This is a genomic window from Halorubrum sp. SD41 (assembly GCF_058630335.1).
Genome location: NZ_JBZVGZ010000012.1, coordinates 1 through 23,439, shown reverse-complemented (window position 1 = coordinate 23,439; position 23,439 = coordinate 1). Strand labels below are relative to the sequence as shown.

The 23,439-nt window shown below is 68.7% G+C and carries 21 protein-coding genes; 9 read left to right on the top strand and 12 right to left on the bottom strand.

The annotated features are described in order from the left end of the window. Positions 1 to 15: 15 nt before the first annotated feature. Positions 16 to 1,122, top strand: a complete 1,107-nt coding sequence (gene ftsY / locus AC4NMM_RS07085; protein WP_491923923.1) for a signal recognition particle-docking protein FtsY — start codon at positions 16 to 18, stop codon at positions 1,120 to 1,122. A gap of 113 nt (positions 1,123 to 1,235) precedes the next feature. On the opposite strand, the gene AC4NMM_RS07080 is transcribed toward ftsY, so the two are convergent. Next, a complete protein-coding gene (locus tag AC4NMM_RS07080; RefSeq protein WP_394338332.1) occupies positions 1,236 to 1,481 on the bottom strand; it encodes a phosphatase PAP2 family protein in 246 nt (81 codons plus the stop codon). Between the two features lie 361 nt (positions 1,482 to 1,842). Between AC4NMM_RS07080 and AC4NMM_RS07075 the strand changes: the two genes are divergently transcribed. From AC4NMM_RS07075 to AC4NMM_RS07055, 5 genes are all read left to right on the top strand, one after another. Further along, the gene (locus AC4NMM_RS07075) at positions 1,843 to 2,934 is read left to right on the top strand and encodes a BMP family lipoprotein (RefSeq protein ID WP_231899196.1); all 1,092 of its coding nucleotides are present in this window, start codon (positions 1,843 to 1,845) and stop codon (positions 2,932 to 2,934) included. A gap of 32 nt (positions 2,935 to 2,966) precedes the next feature. Then, positions 2,967 to 4,541: an ABC transporter ATP-binding protein gene (locus AC4NMM_RS07070; RefSeq protein WP_491923922.1), complete on the top strand. Its 1,575-nt coding sequence runs from the start codon at positions 2,967 to 2,969 to the stop codon at positions 4,539 to 4,541. A gap of 53 nt (positions 4,542 to 4,594) precedes the next feature. Next, positions 4,595 to 5,671 (top strand): ABC transporter permease, encoded by a 1,077-nt coding sequence (locus AC4NMM_RS07065; RefSeq protein ID WP_394338334.1) that lies wholly within the window; start codon positions 4,595 to 4,597, stop codon positions 5,669 to 5,671. Continuing rightward, a complete protein-coding gene (locus tag AC4NMM_RS07060; RefSeq protein WP_096393022.1) occupies positions 5,668 to 6,723 on the top strand; it encodes an ABC transporter permease in 1,056 nt (351 codons plus the stop codon). Before AC4NMM_RS07065 ends, AC4NMM_RS07060 begins: the two co-directional genes overlap by 4 nt. 64 nt (positions 6,724 to 6,787) lie before the next feature. Then, the gene (locus AC4NMM_RS07055) at positions 6,788 to 7,903 is read left to right on the top strand and encodes a TrmB family transcriptional regulator (RefSeq protein ID WP_491923921.1); all 1,116 of its coding nucleotides are present in this window, start codon (positions 6,788 to 6,790) and stop codon (positions 7,901 to 7,903) included. A gap of 175 nt (positions 7,904 to 8,078) precedes the next feature. Here AC4NMM_RS07055 and AC4NMM_RS07050 read toward each other — a convergent pair whose 3' ends face one another. The 6 genes from AC4NMM_RS07050 to AC4NMM_RS07025 all read right to left on the bottom strand — a co-directional run bounded on the left by AC4NMM_RS07050 (position 8,079) and on the right by AC4NMM_RS07025 (position 14,534). Further along, a complete protein-coding gene (locus tag AC4NMM_RS07050; RefSeq protein ID WP_096393024.1) occupies positions 8,079 to 9,110 on the bottom strand; it encodes a tyrosine-type recombinase/integrase in 1,032 nt (343 codons plus the stop codon). Next, positions 9,103 to 9,483: a DUF5805 domain-containing protein gene (locus tag AC4NMM_RS07045; RefSeq protein WP_096393025.1), complete on the bottom strand. Its 381-nt coding sequence runs from the start codon at positions 9,481 to 9,483 to the stop codon at positions 9,103 to 9,105. Before AC4NMM_RS07045 ends, AC4NMM_RS07050 begins: the two co-directional genes overlap by 8 nt. Positions 9,484 to 9,904: 421 nt before the next feature. After that, complete coding sequence (locus AC4NMM_RS07040; protein ID WP_491923920.1) at positions 9,905 to 10,810, bottom strand: phosphoribosyltransferase HisG-related protein; 906 nt, start codon at positions 10,808 to 10,810, stop codon at positions 9,905 to 9,907. A 108-nt stretch (positions 10,811 to 10,918) separates the two neighbouring features. Further along, the gene (locus AC4NMM_RS07035; protein WP_491923919.1) at positions 10,919 to 12,736 is read right to left on the bottom strand and encodes an alanine-zipper protein; all 1,818 of its coding nucleotides are present in this window, start codon (positions 12,734 to 12,736) and stop codon (positions 10,919 to 10,921) included. Between the two features lie 93 nt (positions 12,737 to 12,829). After that, the gene (locus tag AC4NMM_RS07030; protein ID WP_491923918.1) at positions 12,830 to 13,663 is read right to left on the bottom strand and encodes an MBL fold metallo-hydrolase; all 834 of its coding nucleotides are present in this window, start codon (positions 13,661 to 13,663) and stop codon (positions 12,830 to 12,832) included. Positions 13,664 to 13,880: 217 nt separating this feature from the next. After that, on the bottom strand, positions 13,881 to 14,534 hold the full coding sequence (locus tag AC4NMM_RS07025) for a potassium channel family protein (protein WP_096393029.1): 654 nt from the start codon (positions 14,532 to 14,534) through the stop codon (positions 13,881 to 13,883). A 204-nt stretch (positions 14,535 to 14,738) separates the two neighbouring features. On the opposite strand from AC4NMM_RS07025, the gene AC4NMM_RS07020 reads away from it, so the two are divergent. Next, the gene (locus AC4NMM_RS07020) at positions 14,739 to 16,193 is read left to right on the top strand and encodes an APC family permease (protein WP_096393030.1); all 1,455 of its coding nucleotides are present in this window, start codon (positions 14,739 to 14,741) and stop codon (positions 16,191 to 16,193) included. A 4-nt stretch (positions 16,194 to 16,197) separates the two neighbouring features. Then, positions 16,198 to 16,851: a potassium channel family protein gene (locus tag AC4NMM_RS07015; RefSeq protein WP_491923917.1), complete on the top strand. Its 654-nt coding sequence runs from the start codon at positions 16,198 to 16,200 to the stop codon at positions 16,849 to 16,851. 30 nt (positions 16,852 to 16,881) lie between these two features. Here the strand turns inward: AC4NMM_RS07015 and AC4NMM_RS07010 are convergent, their stop codons facing one another. The 5 genes from AC4NMM_RS07010 to AC4NMM_RS06990 all read right to left on the bottom strand — a co-directional run bounded on the left by AC4NMM_RS07010 (position 16,882) and on the right by AC4NMM_RS06990 (position 21,943). After that, positions 16,882 to 18,246: a glutamate-5-semialdehyde dehydrogenase gene (locus tag AC4NMM_RS07010; RefSeq protein WP_491923916.1), complete on the bottom strand. Its 1,365-nt coding sequence runs from the start codon at positions 18,244 to 18,246 to the stop codon at positions 16,882 to 16,884. Further along, positions 18,230 to 19,129 carry a glutamate 5-kinase gene (proB, locus tag AC4NMM_RS07005; protein ID WP_096393033.1) on the bottom strand — a complete coding sequence of 300 codons (900 nt, stop codon included), beginning with the start codon at positions 19,127 to 19,129 and terminating at the stop codon, positions 18,230 to 18,232. The genes AC4NMM_RS07010 and proB overlap by 17 nt, the downstream gene beginning before the upstream one ends. Continuing rightward, the gene (proC, locus tag AC4NMM_RS07000) at positions 19,122 to 19,898 is read right to left on the bottom strand and encodes a pyrroline-5-carboxylate reductase (protein ID WP_491923915.1); all 777 of its coding nucleotides are present in this window, start codon (positions 19,896 to 19,898) and stop codon (positions 19,122 to 19,124) included. Before proC ends, proB begins: the two co-directional genes overlap by 8 nt. Before the next feature lie 88 nt (positions 19,899 to 19,986). Next, entirely contained in the window at positions 19,987 to 21,018 is a 1,032-nt protein-coding gene (locus AC4NMM_RS06995; protein WP_491923914.1) for a glycosyltransferase family 4 protein, read from the bottom strand. A gap of 58 nt (positions 21,019 to 21,076) precedes the next feature. Then, on the bottom strand, positions 21,077 to 21,943 hold the full coding sequence (locus tag AC4NMM_RS06990) for a hypothetical protein (protein ID WP_096393036.1): 867 nt from the start codon (positions 21,941 to 21,943) through the stop codon (positions 21,077 to 21,079). 149 nt (positions 21,944 to 22,092) lie between these two features. On the opposite strand from AC4NMM_RS06990, the gene AC4NMM_RS06985 reads away from it, so the two are divergent. Next, the gene (locus AC4NMM_RS06985; RefSeq protein WP_491923913.1) at positions 22,093 to 23,106 is read left to right on the top strand and encodes a lysylphosphatidylglycerol synthase transmembrane domain-containing protein; all 1,014 of its coding nucleotides are present in this window, start codon (positions 22,093 to 22,095) and stop codon (positions 23,104 to 23,106) included. The last annotated feature ends 333 nt before the right edge of the window (positions 23,107 to 23,439 follow it).

Genomic DNA, 23,439 nt, shown 5'->3' with positions numbered 1-23,439 from the left:
CGGAGGACCCCGACCGTGTTCGACGGACTGAAAGACAAGCTCTCCGGCTTCCGCGAGGACGTTGAGGAGTCGGCCGAGGTCGAGGAAGAAGCGGGCGAGTCGCCCGACGAGGCGACCGCCGAGAGCGGTGCGAGCGACTCCGCCGCCGAAGCCGTCGGTGACGACGCCGCCGCGGCCGAGACCGCCTCCGACGAACCGACCGCGGACGACGACTCGGCGTCTGACGACGACGAGCCGAGCACCTTCCAGCGCGCGAAGGCGTTCGCGACCGGTCGGATCATCATCGAGGAAGAGGACTTAGAGGAGCCGCTGTGGAACCTCGAGATGGCGCTGCTCGAAAGCGACGTGGAGATGAGCGTCGCCGAGCAGATCCTCGACAGCGTCCGCGAGAGCATGCTCGGCGAGTCCCGCAAGCAGGTCGAGACGACCGGCGAGCTCGTCGAGTCAGCGCTTCACGACGCCCTGCTCGACGTGATCGCGGTCGGGCAGTTCGACTTCGAGGAGCGGATCGCCGAGGCCGACAAGCCGGTCACCATCGTCTTCACGGGCGTCAACGGCGTCGGGAAGACGACGAGCATCGCGAAGCTCTCCGAGTGGCTCGCCGACCGCGGCTACTCGTCGGTCCTCGCGAACGGCGACACCTACCGGGCGGGCGCCAACGAGCAGATCCGCGAGCACGCGGACCGGCTCGGCCGCGACCTGATCAGCCACGACCAGGGCGGCGACCCGGCGGCCGTCATCTACGACGGCGTCGAGTACGCCGAGGCGAACGACATCGACGTCGTCCTCGGCGACACGGCGGGTCGGCTTCACACGAGCGACGACCTGATGGCCCAGTTGGAGAAGATCGACCGCGTCGTCGACCCGGACATGACGCTGTTCGTCGACGAGGCGGTCGCGGGCCAGGACGCGGTCAACCGCGCGAAGGAGTTCGACGACGCCGCCGCGATCGACGGCGCGATACTGACGAAGGCCGACGCGGACTCCTCGGGCGGCGCCGCCATCTCGGTCGCGTACGTCACCGGGAAGCCGATCCTCTTCCTCGGCACCGGACAGGGGTACGACGACATCACTCGGTTCGACCCCGAGGCCCTCGTCGAGAGCCTGCTCGACGAGGAGTAGCGGACGCTCGAACCGGACTCTACGGGCTTCCTCTCTCGCCGCGCCGCGAGCGGCGGCTCCCGGACGCTCGCGTCGCTTCGACCCGTCGACGGGAACCCGGCTCGTCGACTCCATCAGTCGTCGCCCGGCTTGGGATCCGCCGTCGGGCCGTCGAGCGGGTCGGGCGCTTCGCCGGGCGACCGCCCCTCGACGCGAGTCACGATCCGCGCTCCGACCGCCGCCGACCCGACGTCAAGGGGGGCGCCCGCGACGACGTCGGTCGCCCAGTGGATCCCGAGGTACATCGTCGAGTAGACGACGCCGGCCGCGAGCGCACCAGAGACCGCGGTCCACCGGGGGAGGCTCGCTGCGAGCGCCACGCGACGGCGAACGCGGCTATCGAGAGCGAGACGTGGAGCGAGGGGAAGACGTTCGTGTTCGACGTCACCGCGGTCGCCGAGGTCGTTCGCCGCGCGGGAGTCTCGTCGCGCTCGCGCGCGCCGCCTCGATCGGCCTCCCAGCCCGAATCGCGATAAAGGGATTTCTCACGCTTTTTTATCATTGGTAGCGCCGGTGAGTATAGTAGACAATTATTTATGTTATTCAGGGGCCGGTTAATTTGAGGCGGAAGTTATGACTGACAGCGATAACAACGGGAACGGGTCGACGCACAGCCCAGAGACAACCGAGTCGGATCGCGGATCGCAGCGCCGCGACGTTCTGAAGGCGGGAGTCGGGGCGGTGGGAATCGCCGGGCTCGCAGGGTGTCTCACCGATGACGGTTCGGACGGGTCGGACGGCTCAGATGGTTCGGACGGCTCAGACGGTTCGGACGGCTCAGATGGTTCGGACGGGGGAGACGAGACGACGAACGTCGCCATCGTCTCTAGCCCGGCGGGGTTCGGCGACCAAGCGTTCAACGACTTGGCGCTCGACGGGCTCCAGAACGCGGCCGAGGAGTACGACATCGAGATTCAGCAGGTCGAAGAGACCAACCAGTCGAACTACCAGACGGTCCAGTCGCAGCTCGCCGAGAGCGGCGACCCGGACTACGACCTCATCGTTCTGGTCAGTTACAACCACACGCAGGCGCTCCAGACGAACGCCGAGGAGTACCCGGACCAGAACTGGATGCTGATCAACGCGTCCGTCGACCAGCCCAACGTGGCGGGGTACACGTGGGCGAACCACCAGATGTCCTTCCAAGCGGGCGTGCTGGCCGGGACGATGACCACGCGCGAGCTCTCTCACGAGGGTAACTCCCTCGACCCCGACGAGAGCGTCGTCGGGTTCGTCGGCGGCGTCGACGGCTCGCTCATCAACGCGTTCGAGCGCGCCTACCGTGCCGGCGTGGAGTGGGTCGACGAGGGGATCGAGGTCAACGTCGGCTACATCGGAAACTACACCGACACCCAGACCGCGAACAACATCGCCACCTCCCAGTACGACGCGGGCGCCGACATCGTGTACCACGCCGCCGCGGCGGCCGGGCAAGGCGTGTTCCAGGCCGCACAGGAGGCCGATCGGTTCGCGATCGGCGTCGACGCCGACCAGTCGGTGACCCTCCCGGACTACCAGGACGTCATCATGGCGTCGGCGGTGAAGTACATCAACGAGGGGACCTACGAGGTCGCCGAGGCGGTCGTCGAAGACGACTGGTCCAGCGTTCAGGGGGCCAACGTCCTCGGCCTCGAGTCCGAGGCGGTCGAGGTCGTGTTCGGGCAGGCGGTCGGCGACAGCCTCCCGGACGTCGCCGCAGAGAACCTCGAAGAGAGCAGGCAGGCGATCATCGACGGGGAGGTCACGGTCCCCTGTAGCGCCGGCGGTTGCTGACAGCGGGCGGTGCCCGCGAGTATTTCTCCACTATGCCAGAACCCACAGACAACGCGCCCGCCGTCGAGCTCACCGACATCACGAAACGGTTCGGCGACGTCGTCGCGAACGACGGCGTCGACTTCACCCTGCGGAAGGGGTCGGTCCACGCCGTGGTCGGCGAGAACGGCGCCGGGAAGACGACCCTGATGAAGGTGTTGTACGGTCTCTACGATCCCGACGAGGGGACGGTGACCGTCGACGGCGAGCCGCGGACGTTCGGGTCGCCGCGCGACGCGATCGACGCCGGGGTCGGGATGATCCATCAGCACTTCCAGCTGGTGGACACTATGACGGTCCTTCAGAACATCGTCTTAGGCCACGAGCCGTCGAGGAACGGGCTCGTCGACGACCGCGAGGCGCGCGAACGCGTCCGGGAGATCTGCGACGCCTACGGGTTCTCCGTCGACGAACACCTCGACACGGACGTCGAGGACCTCGGCCTCGGCGTCCAGCAGCACGTCGAGATCGTCAAGAGCCTCTACCGCGGCGCGGAGACGCTCATCTTCGACGAGCCCACGGCGGTGTTGACCCCGCAGGAGGTCGAGGGCCTGTTCGACGTCATGGGCGCGCTCACCGACGACGGGCGGTCGCTCGTCTTCATCACGCACAAGCTCGACGAGGCGATGACGGCGGCCGACGAGATAACGGTTCTCAGGGACGGCAGCGCGGTCGGGACGGTCGACGCCGACGCGACGTCTCGGAACGAGCTCGCCCGGATGATGGTCGGTCGCGAGGTGCTCTTCGACGCCGAAGCGCGGGAGCGGTCTCCCGGGGGCGTCGCCCTCTCCGTCGACGGCGTCTGCGCGGACGACGAGCGGGGGATCCGCCAAGTCGACGGCGTGAGCTTCGCCGTCAGGGAGGGCGAGATCCTCGGCATCGCCGGCGTCGAGGGCAACGGACAGCGGGAGCTGATCGAGACGATAACCGGCATGCGGACCGCCGAACGCGGCGCCGTAGCGCTGTCCGGCGACGACATCACGGGGCTGAGCCGGCGGGAGCGCATCGAGTCCGGGATCGCGTACGTTCCCGGTGACCGGACGCGAGAGGGGCTCGTCCAGGAGTACAGCCTCGTCAAGAACGCGCTGCTCGGCAACCAGACCGTCGAACCGTTCGCGGAGGGCGCGTTCCTCGACTGGCGGGCGATCACCGACCACGCGAACGACATCGTCGAGGAGTACGACGTCCGTCCGCCGGACGCGGACGCGACCGCCGAGTCGCTGTCCGGCGGGAACCAACAGAAGTTCGTCGTGGGTCGCGAGCTCGAGCGGGACCCGTCGCTGCTCGTCGCCGCGCATCCGACGCGGGGCGTCGACATCGGGTCGATCGAGTTCATCCACGAGCGGCTCCGCGAGATGCGCGACGAGGGGGTCGCCGTGATCCTGGTCTCCTCGAAGCTCGACGAGGTCAAGCGGCTCTCCGACCGGACCGCCGTCATGTACGAGGGGGAGTTCGTCGACGTGGTCGACCCCGGCGACGTGACCGAGGAGGAGCTCGGACTGATGATGGCCGGACGGTCGCTGGACGGGCCCGACACCGTCGCGCTCGACGCGGGGGGAGACGCGTGAGCGACATCGGTCCCTCGCACGTCCGGGCCGCGCTCGACCGGATCGTCGACCGCATGCTCCGGGCGTCCGTGCTGGAGCGGATCGCCATCGCGATCGTCTCGACGACCCTCGCGCTCGTCATCGGCGCCGGCATCGTGGCCCTGTCGGGATACGACGCCGTCGAGTTCGTCTACTCGCTCGTGTACGGGGCTGTCGGCGAACTCTCGAACGTCGCCTTCACGCTCCGCCAGTCGACGATGCTCATCCTGGCCGGCGTCGCCGTCGCGGTCGCGTTCCGCGCCGGCGTGCTGAACATCGGCGTTCAGGGGCAGTTCGTCGTCGGCGGGTTCGCCGCCACCCTCGCGATCCTGTTCCTGGCGCCGCTGCTTCCAGGGAACGCCCTCGTCGGCGTCGCCCTGATGATCGTCGCCGGAGGGGCCGCCGTCGCCGCCGGCGGGGCGTACGCCGCGCTGCCCGGGCTGATGAAGGCGTACGCCGACGCGAACGAGGTCATCACGACGATCATGTTGAACTTCATCGCCTCCGGCGTCGTCTACTTCCTGTTGGACGCGTACCTGCGTCCGCCGGGGGCGGCGGCGCCGAACACGGAGGCGTTCCCCGACTACGTCGACCTGCCGGGGTTCGCATTCGGGAGCCCGTCGTTCTCGGTCATCGGGTTCGCGATCGCGCTGCTGACCGTCGCCGTCGTGTACGTGTACATGACGCAGACGGGGTCCGGCTACGACCTCGTCACCAGCGGCTACCAGGAGCCCGCCGCGAAGTACTCCGGCGTCGATCCGAACCGGATGATCGTCCGGACGATGACCCTCTCCGGGATGATCGCCGGGCTCGCCGGTGCGCTGTTCGCCGTGATGATCCTGGGGTACTACAGCGACCCGAACACGTTCCCGACGTTCGGCTTCGACGCCATCGCCGTGAGCCTCTTGGCCGCGAACAACCCGCTCGGAGTGATCCCCGCCGGGCTCCTCTTCGGCGGGCTCGACGCGGGCGGGCAGTACATCGGCTTCACGCTCGACGTGCCCAGCGAGCTGGTCGACGGCGTGATCGGGCTGATCGTCCTGTTCGTCGCGGCGCCGGAGCTGTTTCGCGCCGCCGGACGGTACACCGGCCTCGGGGGTGACGACGGATGAGCGCCGTCCGCGACGCGCTGGCGGACCGCGCGGCGTTCGTCGGCGGTCTCGCGCTGCTCGCGGCCGTCCTGCTCGCGTTCCTCGTCGCCGATATCCCCGGTAGCGACCTCGTGACGGTCGGCGCGATGGAGCGGGCGCTTCAGGCCGCGACGCCGATCGCGCTGGCCGGAATCGGCGGGCTCTACGCCGAGAAGAGCGGCGTGTTCAACATCGGGCTTGAGGGGTTCATGATATTCGGCGCGCTGTTCGGAGCGGTCGCGGCCTGGACGGTCTCCGGCGGCGACGCCGTCGGCCAAGCGGATCTCTGGGTCGGCGTGTTGGCCGCGACGCTCGTCTGCGGCCTGCTGGCGGCGCTGTTCGCGGTCCTCCTGATCCGTTACGAGGCCGACCAGATCGTCGCCGGGCTCGCGGTGTGGTTCGTCGGGCTGGGCTTCGGACCGTTCATCTCCACGATCGTCTGGGGCGGCGTTTCGAGCCCGTCGCTGCCGAACATCGACAACGTCGCCGTGCCGGTCCTCTCCGAGGTTCCGATCGCGGGACGGCTGTTCTTCGACGCGTCGCCGCTGGTCCTGTTCACGGTCCTCCTCGCGGTCGGCGCGTGGGTCGTGCTGTTCCGGACCCGGTACGGCTACTGGGTTCAGGCCGCGGGAGAGAACCCGGAGGCGCTCGACACGGCCGGCGTCGACGTGAACCGCGTCCGTTACGCCACCCTCGTCTTCTCTGGACTCGCGGCCGGCCTCGGCGGCGCGGTGCTGTCGATAGGCATCGGGAGCGGCTTCACCGGGACGGGAGTGACGATGGTCGACGGCCGCGGCTGGATCGCGATCGTCGCGTACCTGTTCGGCAACTACAACCCGCTCGGGACGTACGGGGCGTCCCTGTTGTTCGGCGCGATGGACATGCTCCAGATCCAGCTACAGACCGCCGGCATCTCGCTTCCCGGGAGCATCACGGGGCTGTTCCCGTACGTCGCCGTCCTCGTCGTGCTCGTCGCGGTCGGATACACGCGGGTGCCGGCGGCCGTCGGGGAGCCGTACGCGAAGGAAGACTGACCGGCGGACCGAACTCCCGGCCCGTCCGGGTACTTCATTATCCGTCCCGTGAAAGGACGGCGTCATGAGCGGAGCCGATCCCGGCCTCCGGGACCAACTGAAGTCGTTCGGGTTCTCCGACAAGGAGATCGACACGTACACCACGATCCTGACCCTCGGCGAGGCGAAGGCGAGCGCTATCGCCGAGGGGGCCGACGTATCAAAGCGATACGTCTACAACGTGTTGGGCGAGTTCGAGGACCGCGGGCTCGTCGAGATACACGACCATGAGACGCCGACGACCGTCCGGGCGACGGATCCATCGACCGTCGTCGACCGGCTTTCCGATACCCTCTCCGCGCTCGAAGGGAACCTGGACGCGCTCTACGAGCCCGACCCGAAGGTCGACCGGCGATACGAGGTCCTCAAGTCGGACTCGACCGTCAGAAACCGCATTGCGCGGCTGCTCCGGGAGGCGGAAAACGAGGTGAGCCTCTCGGTCCACGCGTCGATCGTCTCCGACCTCGCCGACGACCTCAGGTCCGTGGTCGACCGCGGCGTGCTCACCCTCGTGTTGGTCAACGACGACGACGGAACCGACGGGGTCGACAGGGACCGCTTCGACGGGCTGGGCAGCGCGGTACGCGTCTGGGACCACACCGGGCCGATGATCCTCAGCGTCGACCGGACCCACGGCCTGTTCTCCCCGCCCGAGGTCGTCGTCGGGCCCCCCACCGACCAGCAGGCGATCGGCTTCACCGAAGACCGGCTCTCGCCGGCGCTGGTCGGCTCGTTCCTCGGGAACTACTGGCCGCTCGCGACGGAGGTCTACGTCGACGGGCCGAGCGACCCCCCGGTGACGTACGACCGGTTCAGGCACGCGGTGTTGGACGCGACGCTCCACCGCCGCCGCGACCGCGAACTGATCGCGGAGGTGTCCGTGCGTCCCTCCCGGTCCTCTGAGCCGTTCGAGACGCGGCGCGGGCGGGTAACTGAGGTGCGACAGGGGCTCGTCGAACCGACGACGAACGAGATCCCGATCGAGAACGCGCTGGTGCTCGACGACGGAACCGAGGAGTTCACCGTCGGCGGACCGGGCGCAATCATGGAGACGTACGAGGCCGAGCGGGTCACCCTCGAGATCCCCGACGCCACCGGTCAGTCGGTCCCCGACCTGCTCGCCGCCTCCTCGAAAGTGTAGTCGGGGTCGACCCGTCTCACGGTCCGTCCCGCAGTCCGACCACTCGGAGCGGGGTTCCCGGTCTGCGCCGCGCGACCCCGAATTGTATATCGCGATATAAGATTTATCAGTCTCGCGTCGAACAGATTCCTGACCGACCGAAGTCAACTGAATACGACCAAACCGGCTCGGTCGCTCAGACGAGGAGCCGATAGACGTTCGCCTCGTACGTCTCCCGGACCTGGTCGCCCCAGTTGTGGGTGTAGGTGTCGATCACGTCGTCGGCGACGTCACCGCGCAGGTACTTGACCACGCCGCGGTCACCGGTCCGGTCCCGGAGATGTGTCGTGAAGAAGTGCCTGAAGTAGTGGGGCGTCACGTTCTCGTCGGCGCCGCCGCCGGTCCGGTACCACCCCTCCTCGCGGGCGTACCGCTCGACGACGTGTCTGACGGCCTGCGGCGCCAGCCGCTCGCCCCACCCCTCCGCGGTACCGACGAACAGCGGCTCAGCGGGCGACGGCGAGTCCGGCCGCACCGCGAGCCACGCCTTCATCGTCCGGCGCAGCTCGTCGTCGACCGGGATTACCGTCCCGCGCTTCCGCTTGTTCGCCGCCGTCCGGACCTCGCCGTTCAGCTCCTCGCCGACGGTCGCGTCGGCGGTCACGTACAGCGAATTCGGTCGCTCGGACAGCGCCGGCCGGTTCCCCAACGAGTAGGCCTCTTCGAGGTCCGGGTCCTCGACGGCCAGATCGCGTAGATCGAGGTTACAGAGCTCGCCGACACGCATCCCGGTCTTCAGGAGCGTTACCACGAGTGCGCGGTGGAGCGGGTGGCGAATCTCGGCGACGAACGACCGCATCGCCGGAATCGAGATGTCGCGACGCGCCGGGTCCTTGTCGACGGTCTCGTCCATCTCCTCCATCACCAGCGTCATCGGATTGCCGTCGAAGGCGCCCACCTCCGTCATGTACCCGTAGAACCGGTGGAGGTACGCCGCGTACGTCGCGACCGTGCTGTCGGTGACGTCGCCCCGCAGCGAGTGGACGAACGACATACAGTCCCGGTGGGTCGCCGCCCTCGGTTCCGTGCCGTCGAGAAACTCCTCGAACCGCCTGAGGACGCGCTCGTACGCCGCTCTGGTCCGATCGGTCTTGCCGTGGTAGGTGAGATCTTCGAGGAAGTAACCGATCGGGTCGTCGGGATCGGGGGCCGCGCGGGTGCTACTCATCGGCCAAAACGTACCCCCCATCCCGTCCGCTGTACCGAATCCGGTTTCGTTCCTGGAGGTCGTCGAGGGTCGACTCCAGCTCGTCCTCCACGTCGCCGACCACCGCCTCGACGAGTTCGTCCCACGAGCAGGGTCCGGATTCGAGAGCCGTCCGGACGGCCCTTTCGAGGTCGTGACCCCCGGGGTTGGCGGCCTCGGACGGGGGTTCCTCGCGGTCTCCCGAGTCGGCCGGGGCGAATCCCCGGCGCCCGGCCTGTACCATCGTCCTGACGAACTCGCTCAGCGACATGTCAAGCTCGTCGGCGTGGTCGCGCCACACCTCCTTCTGTTCCGTCGGCACGTACGTCTTCACCGACTGTCGATCGCCTCCCATCGTTCTCGGACGACGGTTCTCACGGCCGCGCCTTCAATCTATCCCAGATTTCTGGATAAGTGACCTTATCTCGGCAAGTGGTACTCTGTCTCCGCCGCCGCGAAAGTAATATCTCGAATTCTAGCACCCTCAATCGGGACTTCAGGGTCCAGATATTCGAATATCTCTTGGAGTCGCAAAACTCACCCAAACGCCTCCCGAAGTCCACCGCCCTCGGATCCCTACCAACCGGCTCGGCCAACGGTCCCGAGTATCCGGGCACGGCCCACGGTGCGTCGTCGGCAGTAGTTCGAAACGGTCGCGTGGATCGCAGATCGTTTGGCTACTCCGCGGTACTCGCGACGAGTCGATCGCGCGCGTCGGGCCGAAGCCCATCTGAGTCCGCACACGTATATTCCATGCCGCTATACGATACGTGGACTCAGACGCGGATCTCGGAGTCGGCCGCCTCGTGTTCGAGCGCCCGGAGGACGCTGGAGACGGAACCGCCTGTCTCGGCCGCGTTACGCATCAGAACCGTCTCGCTCGGGAAGAGGTGTTCGCCCACGGAGAGCCCGTGTTCGCGCGCCGTGGAGCCGGTGACGGTGAGGTACACGCCGAGGCCGACCCGGGCGATCGCGGCCTCTTCCTCCTCGTCCGCGTCGGGATAGACGAACTCGATGCCGTCGAGCGCGTCGGTGCCCAACACGGCGGTGACGAGGCGCTCGTACCGCGGCGAGATACACAGCGGGCCGTCGTAGTCGGCGAGGTACCCGCGGTCGAAGGTCGTGTTCGGGGCACGTCGGTCCTCGCGTCCCATCAGAGTGTGGTACACCGTGTCGCCGAGCCCGGTCACGACGCGCACGTCGGTGTCGACCGGGTCGATGCGGTCGTTGATGTCGGAGATGTTGCCGAGCCCGGCGTCTCGAATCCCGACCACCTCCTCTAAGACGAGGTCCGCGGAGTCGAATCCGAGCGCGAACTCGTGGGTTCGAAGCGCGCGGAACGGCTCCTCGCGACCGACGAGCTTGACCGTCACGTCGCCCAGATCGACCGTCGCGGCGTCGAAGACGATCCGACGCGGCTTCCCGTTCCGATCGTCGCGCAGCAGCGTGAACTCCGGCTCGGCGGGTGTCTCCGGGTCCGAGTACTCGGCGAGCCGCTCGTACGGGCCAGCGTCGGCGTCGACCGACCCCTTCGTGACGGCCTTCTCGTACCGGAGCGTGTTGCTCACGCCGTCCGCGAGCCGGTCGAGGCGGTCGTCGTCCGCGACGGCCGCGATCCGCTCTAACACCGCTTCGAGCGGGCGTCCCTTACGGGGGACGGCGACCGGAACCGGATCTGTCATTGATCGATCTGCGGCCGGGCGCGTAAAACGGGTTGCGTTTTTGAACCGGTGCGGCGGGACGCGATTGCGCCGTTCCACGGCGGCGCCGCAGCGTCAGGAATAGTCGGTTTAGGGGCCGAAAGCCTCGTTGAGCCGGCTACGGAACTCGTCGAGTTCTTCGAGGTGGTCGTTGATCTCGTCCAGCTCGGCCGACACGTCGTCGAGGTCCTCGCCGAGCCGGTCCTCGACCTCGGTCAGCCGGGCGTCGACCTCCGCGAGGTCGTTCCACAGGTCGTCGAACTCCTCGTCGAAGCGGTCGAGCGTGGACTCCACGTCGTCGACGCGCTCGGCGGCGTCCGCGGCGCGCTCATCCGCATCTTCGGCCAGATCCTCGGCGTTCTCCGCGCGTCCGGCCGCTCTGTCGACCTTCTCGTACAGCGTCTCGACGTCGTCGCCCAAGTCGTCGACGGTACTTTCGACCGCGTCGGCCCGCCCTTCCATCCGCTCGACGTCGGCGACGAGGTCGTCGACGTCGTTCTCGACGGTCGAGACGGCGTCTTGAACCGACTCGACGGCCTCGTCGACGGACGCGACCTCGTCTTCGACCGCCCGCACGTCCGCTTCCACGCCACGGACGTCCCCCTCGACCGCCTCAACGTCGTCCTCGACGGTGTCCACCCGCTCGCCGACCGCGTCGACCGCCTCGGAGGCGGAGTCGACCGCGGAGTCGACGCGGTCGACGTCCGACGCGATCTCCTCGCGCTCGTCGTCGGCCGCGTCGAGGCGGTCGTCGAGGGCGTCGACCTCGGACTCGACGGCGTCGACGCGCTCGTCGATCCCGTCGAGGATCTCGCGCGCCGTCCCCTCGCCGTCGATGAACTCCGCGAGCGCGTCCGCGTACGCCTCGATGTCGGCCACGCTCGACTGGAGGCGGGCGATCCGCACGTCGACGCTGCGCGGCACGCCGCCCTCGAACGCCTCCTCGATCGTGGCGATGTCCTCCTCGGCGGCCGCCCCGGTGCGGATCTCGGCCGCCAGCGCCGCCGCGAGGCCGCCCTCGCCGGGCAGCTTCGCGGGTTCGTCCGCTTCGGTCTCGTCGCCTTCGGCGACCTGCCGTTCGTCATCATCGGACTTCTCAGCGCCCGTCTCGTCGGTTTCAGGCGTTTTGTCGGGACCCTCGTCGTCCGCCGGTTCGGGTTCGACCTCGGTCTCCGTCGCGGCACCGACCGGGTCGCCCTCGTGTGCGGTCACGGCGGCCGTGCCCTCGTCGACCGCGCGAGATTCGGGAGCGTCGGGTTCCTCGTCGTCGAGTTTCGGTTCCTTATCGTCGAGTTCCGGCGCTTCGGCGTCGAACTCCGGCTCCTCGGTGTCAGCGTCCGGTTCCGCACGGTCTTCCCCCGCCTCGTCCTCGGCGGACTCCGCGTCGGACTCCTTGGTTTCGGACGCCTCGTCGGACCCTTCCGCGGGATCCTCCGGCAACAGCCCGTCGTCTTCCGCCATTCCGGGGAGGGTCGCGCGGTCGCCGGAGAGCACCTCTCGCACCGCGTCCGTGTCGCCGGCGCCGAGGACGTCCTCTATCTCCTCGCCGACGGGCACGTGTTCGATCACCGGCGTCCCGAGGAACCCGTCGAGATCCGGGTCCTCGTCGCGGATCCCGAACACCGTCTCGACGCTCTCGTCGGGGTCGATGACGCGTTCGAACTCCACCCGGTGGTCCTTGTACGCCGTCCAGTTCTCGCTCTCGTACTCCGGGTGGAACCCCACCCGGTCCATCGGGAACGACTCCGGGATCCGGTCGACGATACGCACCCGTACGGGGTCCTCGCGGTGCGAAGAGAGGGTGTACATCACCGCGGGCACGGGGAACGCGTCGTCCGTGAAGGATTTCTCGACGCGGATGCCGTCCTCGTCGACGGTCGTGGCCGCCTCCGCCGTCCGTTCGCTCATATCCGCACGTCCCGGAGCAGGGGCTTAAATTCCACGGGCCGGGTTTCGTGGTTGATAACCGAAACGCCGGGAAAACGCCCGCTCGACTGCCGTCTACAGGTCGATCCGATCGCCGATCTCGACTATCTCCAACCGCTCCGGCGACTCGTAGCTCCGCACGTGGTCGTGGAGCGCGGTCGGGTCGGCGGTCAGTCCCTTCCACATGTCCCAGTGGGTCGGCACCAGCCGGTCGAGCCCGAGGTTGTTCGCGGCCGTCGCGATCTCGTTCTCGTCGCTGTACCACTTCGTCCGGACCGGCTCGCCCGTCTCCTTGTCGGGGACCGTTCCCTCGGAGCCGAACGCGAGGACGCCAATGTCGATGTCGAACCGCTCCGCGAGCCCGGTAAAGGACGGCGAGGGCTTGCTGTCGCCGGCGTGGAACACCGTGCCGGCGTCGTGTTCGATCACGTAGCCGACCGGATGGGTGGCGTCGGCGTCGCGCGTCTCGACGACGTGGACGGTGAACTCGCCGATCCGCAGCTCGTCGCCCTCCCGAACCTCGGTGAAGGCGGCCTCCTCGACCGCGTACTCCTCGGTCCACGCCTCCTCCTCGCGCGCGACCGCGAGCGAGTCGTCGGGCGCGACGAGGTCGGCGTCGGTGTTCTCCAGAATCGGCGCCTGCGAGGGGCCGTGGACGTGGTCCGTGTGCTCGTGGGTGGCGAGCACGGCGTCCGCGGCCTCCACGTCCTCGGGATCGAACGGAATCGGTATCATGCGTATCGTGCGCGGCGGGTCGCCCGTGCCGACGTACGGGTCGATCCAGAGGACGGTCCCCTCGCTCCCCTTGATCGCGAAGCCGTTACAGCCCAGGTACCACAGCGCCACCGTGTCGGGGTCGGCGTCCGCGACCGCGCGCGGCAGCCAGTCGCCCCAGTCGGAGTCGACCATGGGCGTCGATGCGGATGCGGCGGGGGTAATTATTCCGAAGTGCGTCCGGACCGGCGGCGAGACCTCCTATTCGTTGCTCTCGAAGCGACGGAAATCAGTTCGAACCCGAACAAATAAATCGTATCTCGCTATATCGAATAGTGTGGCGTTGGGGCGACGGGCGGTCACCGGCGATCCAGCGAAACCCGGTCACGGCGTCCGGTGGGGGACGACGAGATCAGCCTCGAAAGAGGTTGACGACCTCGTCGACGACGTCGGACTCCACCGCGAGGATGTACCGTTCGGAGGCCTCCAGCTTCGTCTCGGGGCCGGCGAGACCGTCCCGGTCCGCGGTGGAGATGAGAAGGCTGCCCGCCGGGAGGGCGACCTCGTCGAGCCGTCGTCCGGCGACTGGGGCCGACTCGGCGACCGTCACCTCGATGATGTCGAGGTCGGCGGTGGGGTACACGAGCGTCCGAATCCCCTCGCCCGTGAGCATGTCGGCCGCGTGGTCGCCGCCGAGCGACTGCGGGAGGAGCGTCGCGTCGACGACCTCGTCGTGGTCCGGCTCCGTGGCCGTCTCCGACCGGGCGAGCGTCCGGATCGACGGCTCGAGGTAGTGGGCCGTCAGGCAGATCTCCGTGTTCGTCTCCGTCTCGTCGGTGAGCGCGGCGATCGCGTCGGCGTCGCCGAGGTCCGCCTGCCTGAGGATCGACTGCTCCGTGGCGTCGCCGTGGATCACCGGTCCGAGGTACTCGTCGGCCAGTTCCTCAACGCGGTCCCCGTCGACCTCGATCAGCAGCACCTCGTGCCCCTGTTCCGTGAGGTTCTTCGCGGTCTGTAGCCCGACCCGACCCCCGCCGGCGATGACGAACCGCTTCGTTCGGGTCATCGTGCCGCGTCTCGGCCCGCGTCGTCTTCAATCCGGCCGACGTTCCTACACGCTCGGAACGCCGGGCACGGGCGCCGCGGATAAACCGTTATCAGCCCACGACACGATTCCCAGGTCGGGGAAACTCTCATCGGATATGAAGTGGTCGAGACCGCTCGAATCCGAGCGTACGATGGACGAATTCGGACGGAACGTTCCCGAGCGATGAGCGGGGAACAGACCCGGTCCCCCGAGGCCGAACTGGGGCTGCTCGACGCGACGATGATCGGTATGGGAGCGATGATCGGCGCCGGCATCTTCGTGTTGACCGGATTGGCCGCCGAGATCGCTGGCCCGGCGGCGATCGCTGTCTTCGCGTTGAACGGCGTCGTCACCGCCTTCACCGGGCTCTCGTACGCCGAACTCGCCAGCTCGATCCCCAAGAGCGGCGGCGGGTACGCGTTCGTCCGCGAGATCTTCGACGACCTCTCGTCGTTCATCATGGGGTGGATGCTCTGGTTCGCCTACATGATCGCGGGGGCGTTGTACGCGCTCGGGTTCGCCCCGAACTTCCTCGAACTGCTCCACGTGTACGGGGTCGTCCGGCCCCCGGAGGAGGTCGGCGCCCTGGCCCTGCCGGTCGTCGACGCGGCGGTCCCGGTGGGGTTCCTGCTGGCGTTCGCCGCGGTGTTCGGGCTCGTCGCGCTCAACGCCGTCTCGACCGCCGCCAGCGGAAGCGCCGAGACAGTGTTCACGATCATCAAGGTGGCGATCCTGCTGGTGTTCGTCGCCTTCGGACTGGCGTCGCCGATGTTCTCCGGCGCCGAGTTCCAGCCGCTGTTCCCCGAGGGCAGCGGCGCGGCCGCCGTGCTGCCGGCGATGGGGCTCACCTTCATCGCCTTCGAGGGGTACGACCTCATCACCACCGTCACCGAGGAGGTGAAGAACCCTCGCGAGAACATCCCGAAGGCGATCTTCGCGAGCCTCGCGGTCACCGTGGTCGTCTACTTGGCGGTCGTCGCCGTCGCCGTCGGGACGCTCGGCGCGAGCGGACTCGCCGAGGCGGGAGAGGCGGGCATCGCCGAGGCGGCGACCTCGTTCATGCCGACCGGCCTGCCGATCATTCAAAACGGCGGTGCGCTCGTCGTCTTCGGCGCGGTGTTCTCGACGCTGACGGCGCTGAACGCGGTCGTGATCGCCTCCTCTCGGGTCGCGTTCTCGATGGGACGCGAGGGACAGCTGCTCCCCTCCTTCGGGCAGATCCACCACCGCTACGGGACGCCGTTCGTCGCGATCCTCGCCAGCGCGGTGGTGATGCTCGGCTCGGTCGCCCTGCCGACCCAGAGCGCCGGCAACATGTCGAGCCTCTTTTTCCTGCTGTCGTTCGTCATCGTCAACGTCGCCGCGATCAGGCTGCGCCGCGAGCGCCCGAACATGCACCGCCCCTACGAGATGCCGTTCTACCCCGCCCCGCCGCTGATCGGAATCGCGCTCAACCTGATCCTGACGGGGGTGCTCGTGGAGTACCTGCTGCGGACGGACCCGCTGGCGCTGGGGCTCAGCGCCGGGTGGATCCTGCTCGGCGGGGCCGCGTACCTCACACTCAACAGGCTGCGCGCGGAGCCGGACTCCGGGCCGGCGGCCGCCGAGGCAGAGATGGCCCCGGAGACGGAGGACTGAACCCATGCCAAGCGCACTCGACATCGTGATCGCGGGCGGCGGACGCGTCGGCTTCCAGACGGCTGAGATCCTCGCGGACCGCGGCCACGAGGTGACGATCGTCGAACGCGACGAGGCGGTCGTCTCCGAGATCGCCGACGAGTGGATCGCGACGGTGATCCGCGGCGACGCGACGGACCCCGACATCATCGAACAGGCGGGCATCGAGGACGCCGACGCGATCGCCGCGCTCACCGGCGAGACTGGGCTGAACCTCGCCGTCTGTCTGGCCGCCACGGAGCTTTCCCCGGGGGTCCGGACGGTCGCCCGGATCGACCGCACCGCCGGCGAGGCGTACACGCGGTTCGTCGACGCCGTGCTGTTCCCCGAGCGGGCCGGGGCCCGGGTGGCGGCGAACGAGGTCCTCGGCAGCGACGTCCAGACGCTGGCCGACGTGACGGGCAACCTCGACATCATGCTCGTCCGGGTCGCGGAGGGGGCGCCGGCGGCCGGGAAGTCGCTCACCGAGGTCCGCTTCCCGGCGGGCGCGGTGGTCGTCTCCGACGCCGACGGCCACCGGATCGCCCGCTCAGACACGTCGCTGACCCCGGGCGAGCGCTACGTCGTCGCCGTCGAGCCCGAGGTCGCCGACGAAGTCATGAACCTGTTACAGGGGTGAGCGGCGACCGTTCCCACGGGTCCGCCTCGGCTACCGTCCGCCGGGCGTCCACTCGGCGCCGTCGAGCTCGCGGTGCGTGAACGGGACCGCGTCCTCGCCGCTGTAGCTCGCGACGAGGTGGCCGTCCCCCTCGAGGTAGTACTTGTACGTCGTGAGCCCCTCCAGCCCGACCGGGCCGCGGGCGTGAATCTTCCCGGTCGAGATGCCGACCTCGGCGCCGAGGCCGTAGCGGTAGCCGTCCGCGAACCGCGTCGAAGCGTTGTGGAAGACGCTCGCGGCGTCGACGCCGGTCATGAACGTCTCGGCCGTCTCGGAGTCCTCGGTGAGGATCGACTCGGTGTGTTTCGAGCCGTGGTCGTTGACGTGGTCGATCGCGGCGTACGCGTCGCCGACGACCTTGATCGACAGTTCGAGGTCGCCGTACTCCGTGTCCCAGTCCGCCTCGGTCGCGGGGTCGACGTCGACGACCTCGCGGGTCCGCTCGTCGCCGCGCAGTTCGACGCCGCTTTCCTCGTAGCGCGCGACGAGGTCCGGGAGGAACGCGTCCGCGACCGACTCGTGGACCAGCAGGGTTTCGACCGCGTTACACACCGCCGGGTACTGGACCTTCGCGTCGAATGCCACGTCCGCCGCCATCTCCAGGTCGGCGTCGGCGTCGACGTACACGTGACAGATCCCCTCGGTGTGGCCCAACACGGGGATCTGGGTGTTCTCCTGGATGTAGGAGACGAACTCGGAGGAGCCGCGCGGCATCACGAGGTCGACGCGGTCGTCGAGTTCGAGCAGGCGGTCGACCTCCTCGTGGGCCTCGATGAGCGCGGCCCACCCGTCGGGGAGGTCCGCGGTCGCCTCGACGATCGCCTCGTGGAGGACGCGGTTCGACTCGCTGGCCTCGCTGCCGCCCTTGAGGACGACGGCGTTGCCGGACTTCAACGCGAGCGCCGCGATCTGGACCAGGGCGTCGGGCCGCGACTCGAAGACGGTCGCGACGACGCCGATCGGCACGGCGACCCGGTACAGCTCCAAGTCCTCGTCGAGCTCGCGCGCCGCGAGCGTCTCGCCGAGCGGGTCGTCCTGTTCGGCGACCGACTCGACCATCGACGCGATCTCTTCGACCTTCGTCGCGTCGAGCTTCAGCCGGTCGACCAACGCCTGCGTGTACTCGCCGTCCGCGAGGAGTTCCTCCGCGGCCTCGACGTCCTCCGCGTTGGCCGCCAGTATCTCCGCCTCCCGCTCGCGGATCGCGTCGGCGATCGACCGGAGCGCCTCGTTCCGGGTGGCCTGGTCCGCATTCGCGAGGCGCAGGGCGGCGCGCTCGGCTCGGCGTGCCAGTTCGTCGGTGTCGGCCTCGACGTCGGTGTCCGGTTCGGTGTGGCTCTCACTCATAATCGTCACCCGTCTTCGGCACGAATAGCGTGCCCGTCGGCTTACCCGCTGCGATCCGCGCTAATACGTCGCGCTCGGCGGAGCCCGCGATGATCGCGGGGATCCCGTTCCGGCTCACGTCGTGGGCCCCCTCCACCTTCGTGCGGATCCCGCCGAAGTCGGTCTCGGTGCCGTCGCCGACGATCTCCCGCAGCCGCTCGTACCCGTCGTCGACCGCCTCGATCAGCTCCGCGTCGTCGTCGCGCTTCGGGTTCCCGGTGTAGACGCCGTCGACGTCGGTGAGCGTCACGAGGAGGTCGGCGTCGAGCCCGATCGCGATCGACGCCGACAGCATGTCGTTGTCGCCGATCCGCAGCTCGTCGGTCGCCACCGCGTCGTTCTCGTTGACGACCGGGACGACTCCCCACGACAGCAGCGTCTCGACGGTGTTCGTGAAGTTGTCGAACCGTTCGGGCGCGTCGAGGTCGGTCCCCGTCACGAGGATCTGCGCGACGTCCTGGTCGAACCGCTCGAAGCTCTGCGTGTAGTGGCGCATCAGGAGTCCCTGTCCGACCGTCGAGAGCGCCTGACTCTCCGCGATCGAGTCGACGCCGTCGCGCGATTCCGGCCCCTCGTCGAGCCGACCTGTCCCGGCGCCGACGGCGCCCGACGAGACCAGCACGACCTCCGTGCCGCGCTCGCGGAGGTCCATCACGTCCGCGACGAGCTTGTCGAGCTTCACGCGGTCGAGCCGCGAGTCGTCGTCGGTCAGCGAGTTCGTCCCGGCCTTGACGATCACGCGGTCGGCCGCGGCCGCCTCCTGCCGAGCGGCCGCGACCCGCTCGCCGTCGGTCGCGCCCACGCGGTCGGCGTCGGCCGCGGCTACGCGCTCGGCGCCCGAGTCCTCAGCCATCGTCGAACTCCGCGGCGAGCTCGCGGGACCGGCGCTCGGCGGCCGCGACCGCGTCCTCGACCGCCGCGTCGGCGTCGCTGTCCCACAACACGTCCATCCCCTCGATCGTCGTGCCGTTGGGCGAGCAGACCGCCTCGATCAGCTCGTCGACGCTCCGGTCGTCGCGTAACACCGTCTCGGCCGCGCCCTTGAACGTCTGGGCGGCCAGCGTCTCCGCCTGCTCGGGGTCGAGCCCGCCGTCGATCCCGCCCTGCTTCATCGCGTCGATCAGGTAGAAGGCGAAGGCGGGCCCGCTGCCGTTGACCGCGGTCGAGACGTGCATCAGCGACTCGTCGACCTCGACGAACTCGCCGACCGCGTCGAGCATGGCGCGGACCTCGTCGGTGAGGCCCTCGTTCGTCGCCGCCGCGGCCATGTCGCCCGTCTCCGCCGCGAGGTTGGGCATGATCCGGACGACGGGCGCATCGGTGCGCTCGGCGACGAACTCTCGGGGGAGCCCCGCGGCCAGCGTCACGATCTGCTGGTCCGCGCGGAGGTCGAGGTCGTCGAGGACCGCCGGCGCCACGTCCGGCTTCACCGCGAGGACGACGACGTCGGCGTCGCGCGCCGCCGCCACGTCGTCGGTCGTCTCGTCGACGGCGTCTTCGATCGCGGCGAGCGCCTCGGGGTCGAGGTCGATCGCCGTCAGGTGGTACCCCTCCGCGCGGGCGAGCCCCCGAAGCAGGGCGCCCCCCATGTTGCCGCAGCCGATAACGCTCACTCGGGTCATTTGCCTCTACGGAGTCGGTCGGCGGACATACCAACTGCGGTTTTCGCAAAAATCCGCGATCGGTCGTGAGTCGGCCGCTCGGCGACCGCTACACCAGTTCCGCGTACAGCGAGCGGTAGCGGTCGGCGATCGCGTCGATCGAGAACGCCTCGCTGCGCGCGGCGGCGTTCGCGCCGAGCTCCGCCCGTCGCTCGGGGTCGCGGAGCTCGTCGATCGCGTCGACGAACCCCTCGACGTTGTCGCCGCGGGAGGCGTCGTCTCCGCCGGGTGCGCTCCCCTCGTCGCCCTCGCTGCCCACCTTCAGGCAGTCCTCGCCGTCGTCGAGCCACGAGAACGTCTCGATGTCGCGCACGACGAGGGGCTTCCCGGCCGCCATCGCCTCCAGTAACGCGATCCCCTCGTTCTCCTCGTGGGTCGGGAAACAGAAGACGTCGCCCGCGGCGTACGCGCCGCGGATATCGTCGACGAATCCCGTGAACGTGCAGTTCGACGGCGACTCGTCGATGAGCCGCGTCGTCTCGCGCCCCTTCAGCGAGCGGTCGACGTGGCCGAACCAGACGAAGTCGACGTCCGGCATGCGGTGGGCGGTCTCGACGAACGTCTCCAACCCCTTCCGCTTGATAACGTGGCCGACCATGAACACCGTCGGCGGGTCGAGGTCGTAGCGGTCGCGGTACTCGGCCTCCAGCGACTCGAACCCGTCGAGCTTCTCGCGGTCGACGCCGTTCGAGATCACCGTCGTCGGCACGTCCGCGTACCCGCGGATCACGTCGCGGTTGTACTCGGAGGGGCAGACGAGCCGGTCCGCCAGTCCGTACGCGCGCCGGAGGTACGGCTTCAGCGGGCGAGCGAGCGCGTTCGTGAACCGGAAGCTGTCGCCGAAGTCCTCGGCGGTGACGTGGGTGTGCGCGACGACGGGAATTCCGGCCTTCCGGGCGCGGCGCGCGTACCAGACCGAGCGCGGCCCCATCAGGTTCAGGTGGAGCACGTCGGCGTCCAGCGTCGGCTCGGTGGTGTAGTCGATGCCAGTTCGGTCGAACATCTTCCGCTGGTGGTCGACGGACGCCGCCATCCCGCCGGTGACGTGCTCCTCGAACTCGAAGTAGTGGCTGACCTTCATCGGTGGAGCGGCGCTCGCGGCCGCGCGGCGCTCGCGTCTCGGGACCCGTCGCGGCCGGTCACTCGACTTCCAGCCACGGGACCTCCATCAGCGCGGGGATGTACGTCTCGATGTGGTGCTCCCAGACGCCCTCCTCGCCGAACGCCTCGCCGTGGTCGGCGGTGACGACCACGTCGCCGTCGAGCTCCTCGACGAGCTCCGAGACGCTCTCTAAGGCGATCCGGAGGTTCTCCTCGTACATCGACAGCGCCGTCACGCGCGTGCCGTCCGTCACGAGGTCCTTCGGGTCGAGTTCGAGCCACAGGCCGGCCTTCTGTGCGAACTCGCTGTCGTCGAGCCGGCTCTCTATCTTCGGGCGGACGGAGTCGCTGAGCGAGGAGAGCAGCCCGCCGTCGTCGTCGTTGCCCTCGCTCTCTTCTTCCTCCTCCTGGCGTTTGATCCCCTTCTGGATCTGTTTGAGCTTCTGTCCCTTGCCCCGCGAGAGGTACGGCGCGTGCGGCTGCATGTAGTGGAGGACGGTGCGGTCGGCGCGCTCGACGGCGTCCCGATTGCGGTGGAACGCGTCCGCGAGCCCCTCCGGCGGGACGGTCCCGAGGTCGTCGTCCCAGTCGGTCTTCCACACGTCGTGGATGTCGCTGATGTGTTCGGAGGCGGTCCACTCGTAGTCGCAGCTGGCGCCCCACTTCAGCTCGTTCAGCGGGATCCCCAGGTCGTTGATGAACGGGTTCCCGGAGAAGTACGCGATGTCGTGGTCGCCGGTGAACGTGCGGTAGGCCCACTCCGGCGTCGACGAACCGATGCTCCGGCGCTTCTCGAGCGTGCCGTCGAGGTACTCGTCGTACACGTCCGCGAACACGTCGTACCGGCACGCGTCGAGCACCAGGCAGTAGTCCCAGTCCGACTCGAGGAACCGCTGATCTTCCATTGGGTGGGTCGTCGGCCCGCCGGTACGTATGTATTCTCATTCCCGGCCCGGGAGCAGGGTCCCGACGGCGGAACCGAGACGCGGGAAGGCCCGTCGTCCCGGCGGACGCGAAGCAGACGTTTCAAGTTCGCTACGGCGTCACCTGTTCTATGGAAGGCCCACAACGGCGCGCGCTGATCCTCGGGTCGGCCGGCGCCGTCCTCCTCTTCGCGGTGCTGTTCGTCGTCGTCGGGGTCGACCGCGTGGTCGACGCGCTCGCGGCCGCCGACCCGGCCCTCGTCGCCGCGGCCGCGGGCCTCGGCCTCTGCTGGCTCGCGGCGTGGAGCCTCATGCTCCGCGCCGTGCTGGGCGCGCTCGACGTCGAGATGTCGGTCTGGACCGCCTTTTTGGTCTACAGCGGCGCCGCCTTCGCGAACAACGTCACCCCGTTCGGGCAGGCGGGCGGCGAGCCCGTCGCCGCGGCGCTCATCTCGAAGGTCGGCGAAGCCAGATACGAGACCGGCCTCGTCGGCATCGCGAGCGTCGACGTACTCAACGTCGTCCCCTCCGCGTCGCTCGTGTTCCTCGGCGTGGGGTCGTACGCGGCCACCACCGCGGTCGGTGACCGCGTCGGGTTCGCCGTCGCGAGCGCGGTCGCGCTGATCGCCGCGATCGTCTCGGCGATCGCGTTCGTCTGGCGCTACCGCGTGGCGGTCGTCGACCGCGTGCCGGGCGCGGTCGGCCCGTTCCTCGGTCGGTTCGACCGGTTCGACGCCGAGGCGGTCGAGGCCGGTCTCGCCGACCGACTGGGGAACTTCTTCGCCGACATCGAGCGGGTCGGCACCGACCGCCCGCGGCTCCTCGGGATCGTCGCGCTCTCGCTCCTCGGCTGGCTCTTCCAGGCCGCCGCGCTCACCGTCGCGTTCGCCGCGGTCGGGCACCCGATCTCGCCGCTGGTCCCCGTCTTCGTCGTCCCGCTGTCGTACGTCGCGGGCGCGACGCCGCTGCCCGGCGGACTCGGCGGTATCGAGGCCGCGCTCGTCGGCCTGCTCGTCCCGACGACCGGCGTCGCCGCCCCCGCGATCACCGCCGCGGTCTTAGTCTTCCGCGGCGCCGTCTACTGGCTCCCGATGGTGATCGGCGGCGCGTCGGCCTCCACGCTGGGCGTCAAGGCGTTCGAGTAGGGCGGCTCCGTCGGAATCCCTCTCTTTAGATGTATTCCCGTGGCTCTGTTGAAACTCTATTCTTCAGACATATTCTTGCCTGAAACAGCCGGTCGATGAGAGTTGCTTCTCGATCGGTTTCGGGAGTGAGTATCGCAGATCGGTAGCAGTGATATAGTATTTAAATAACCGTGAGCGACGGCGACAACCGGTTATAAATGGCAGGCAGTGGCGCGCCTGCGAGCGGCCGCCACCGGCGGCCGCGAGCGAGCCCGCGAGGTCGCCGTCGCTCACGGGTATTTAAATACTATTTCACTGCTACCGATCTGCGATACTCACTCCCGAAACCCAACG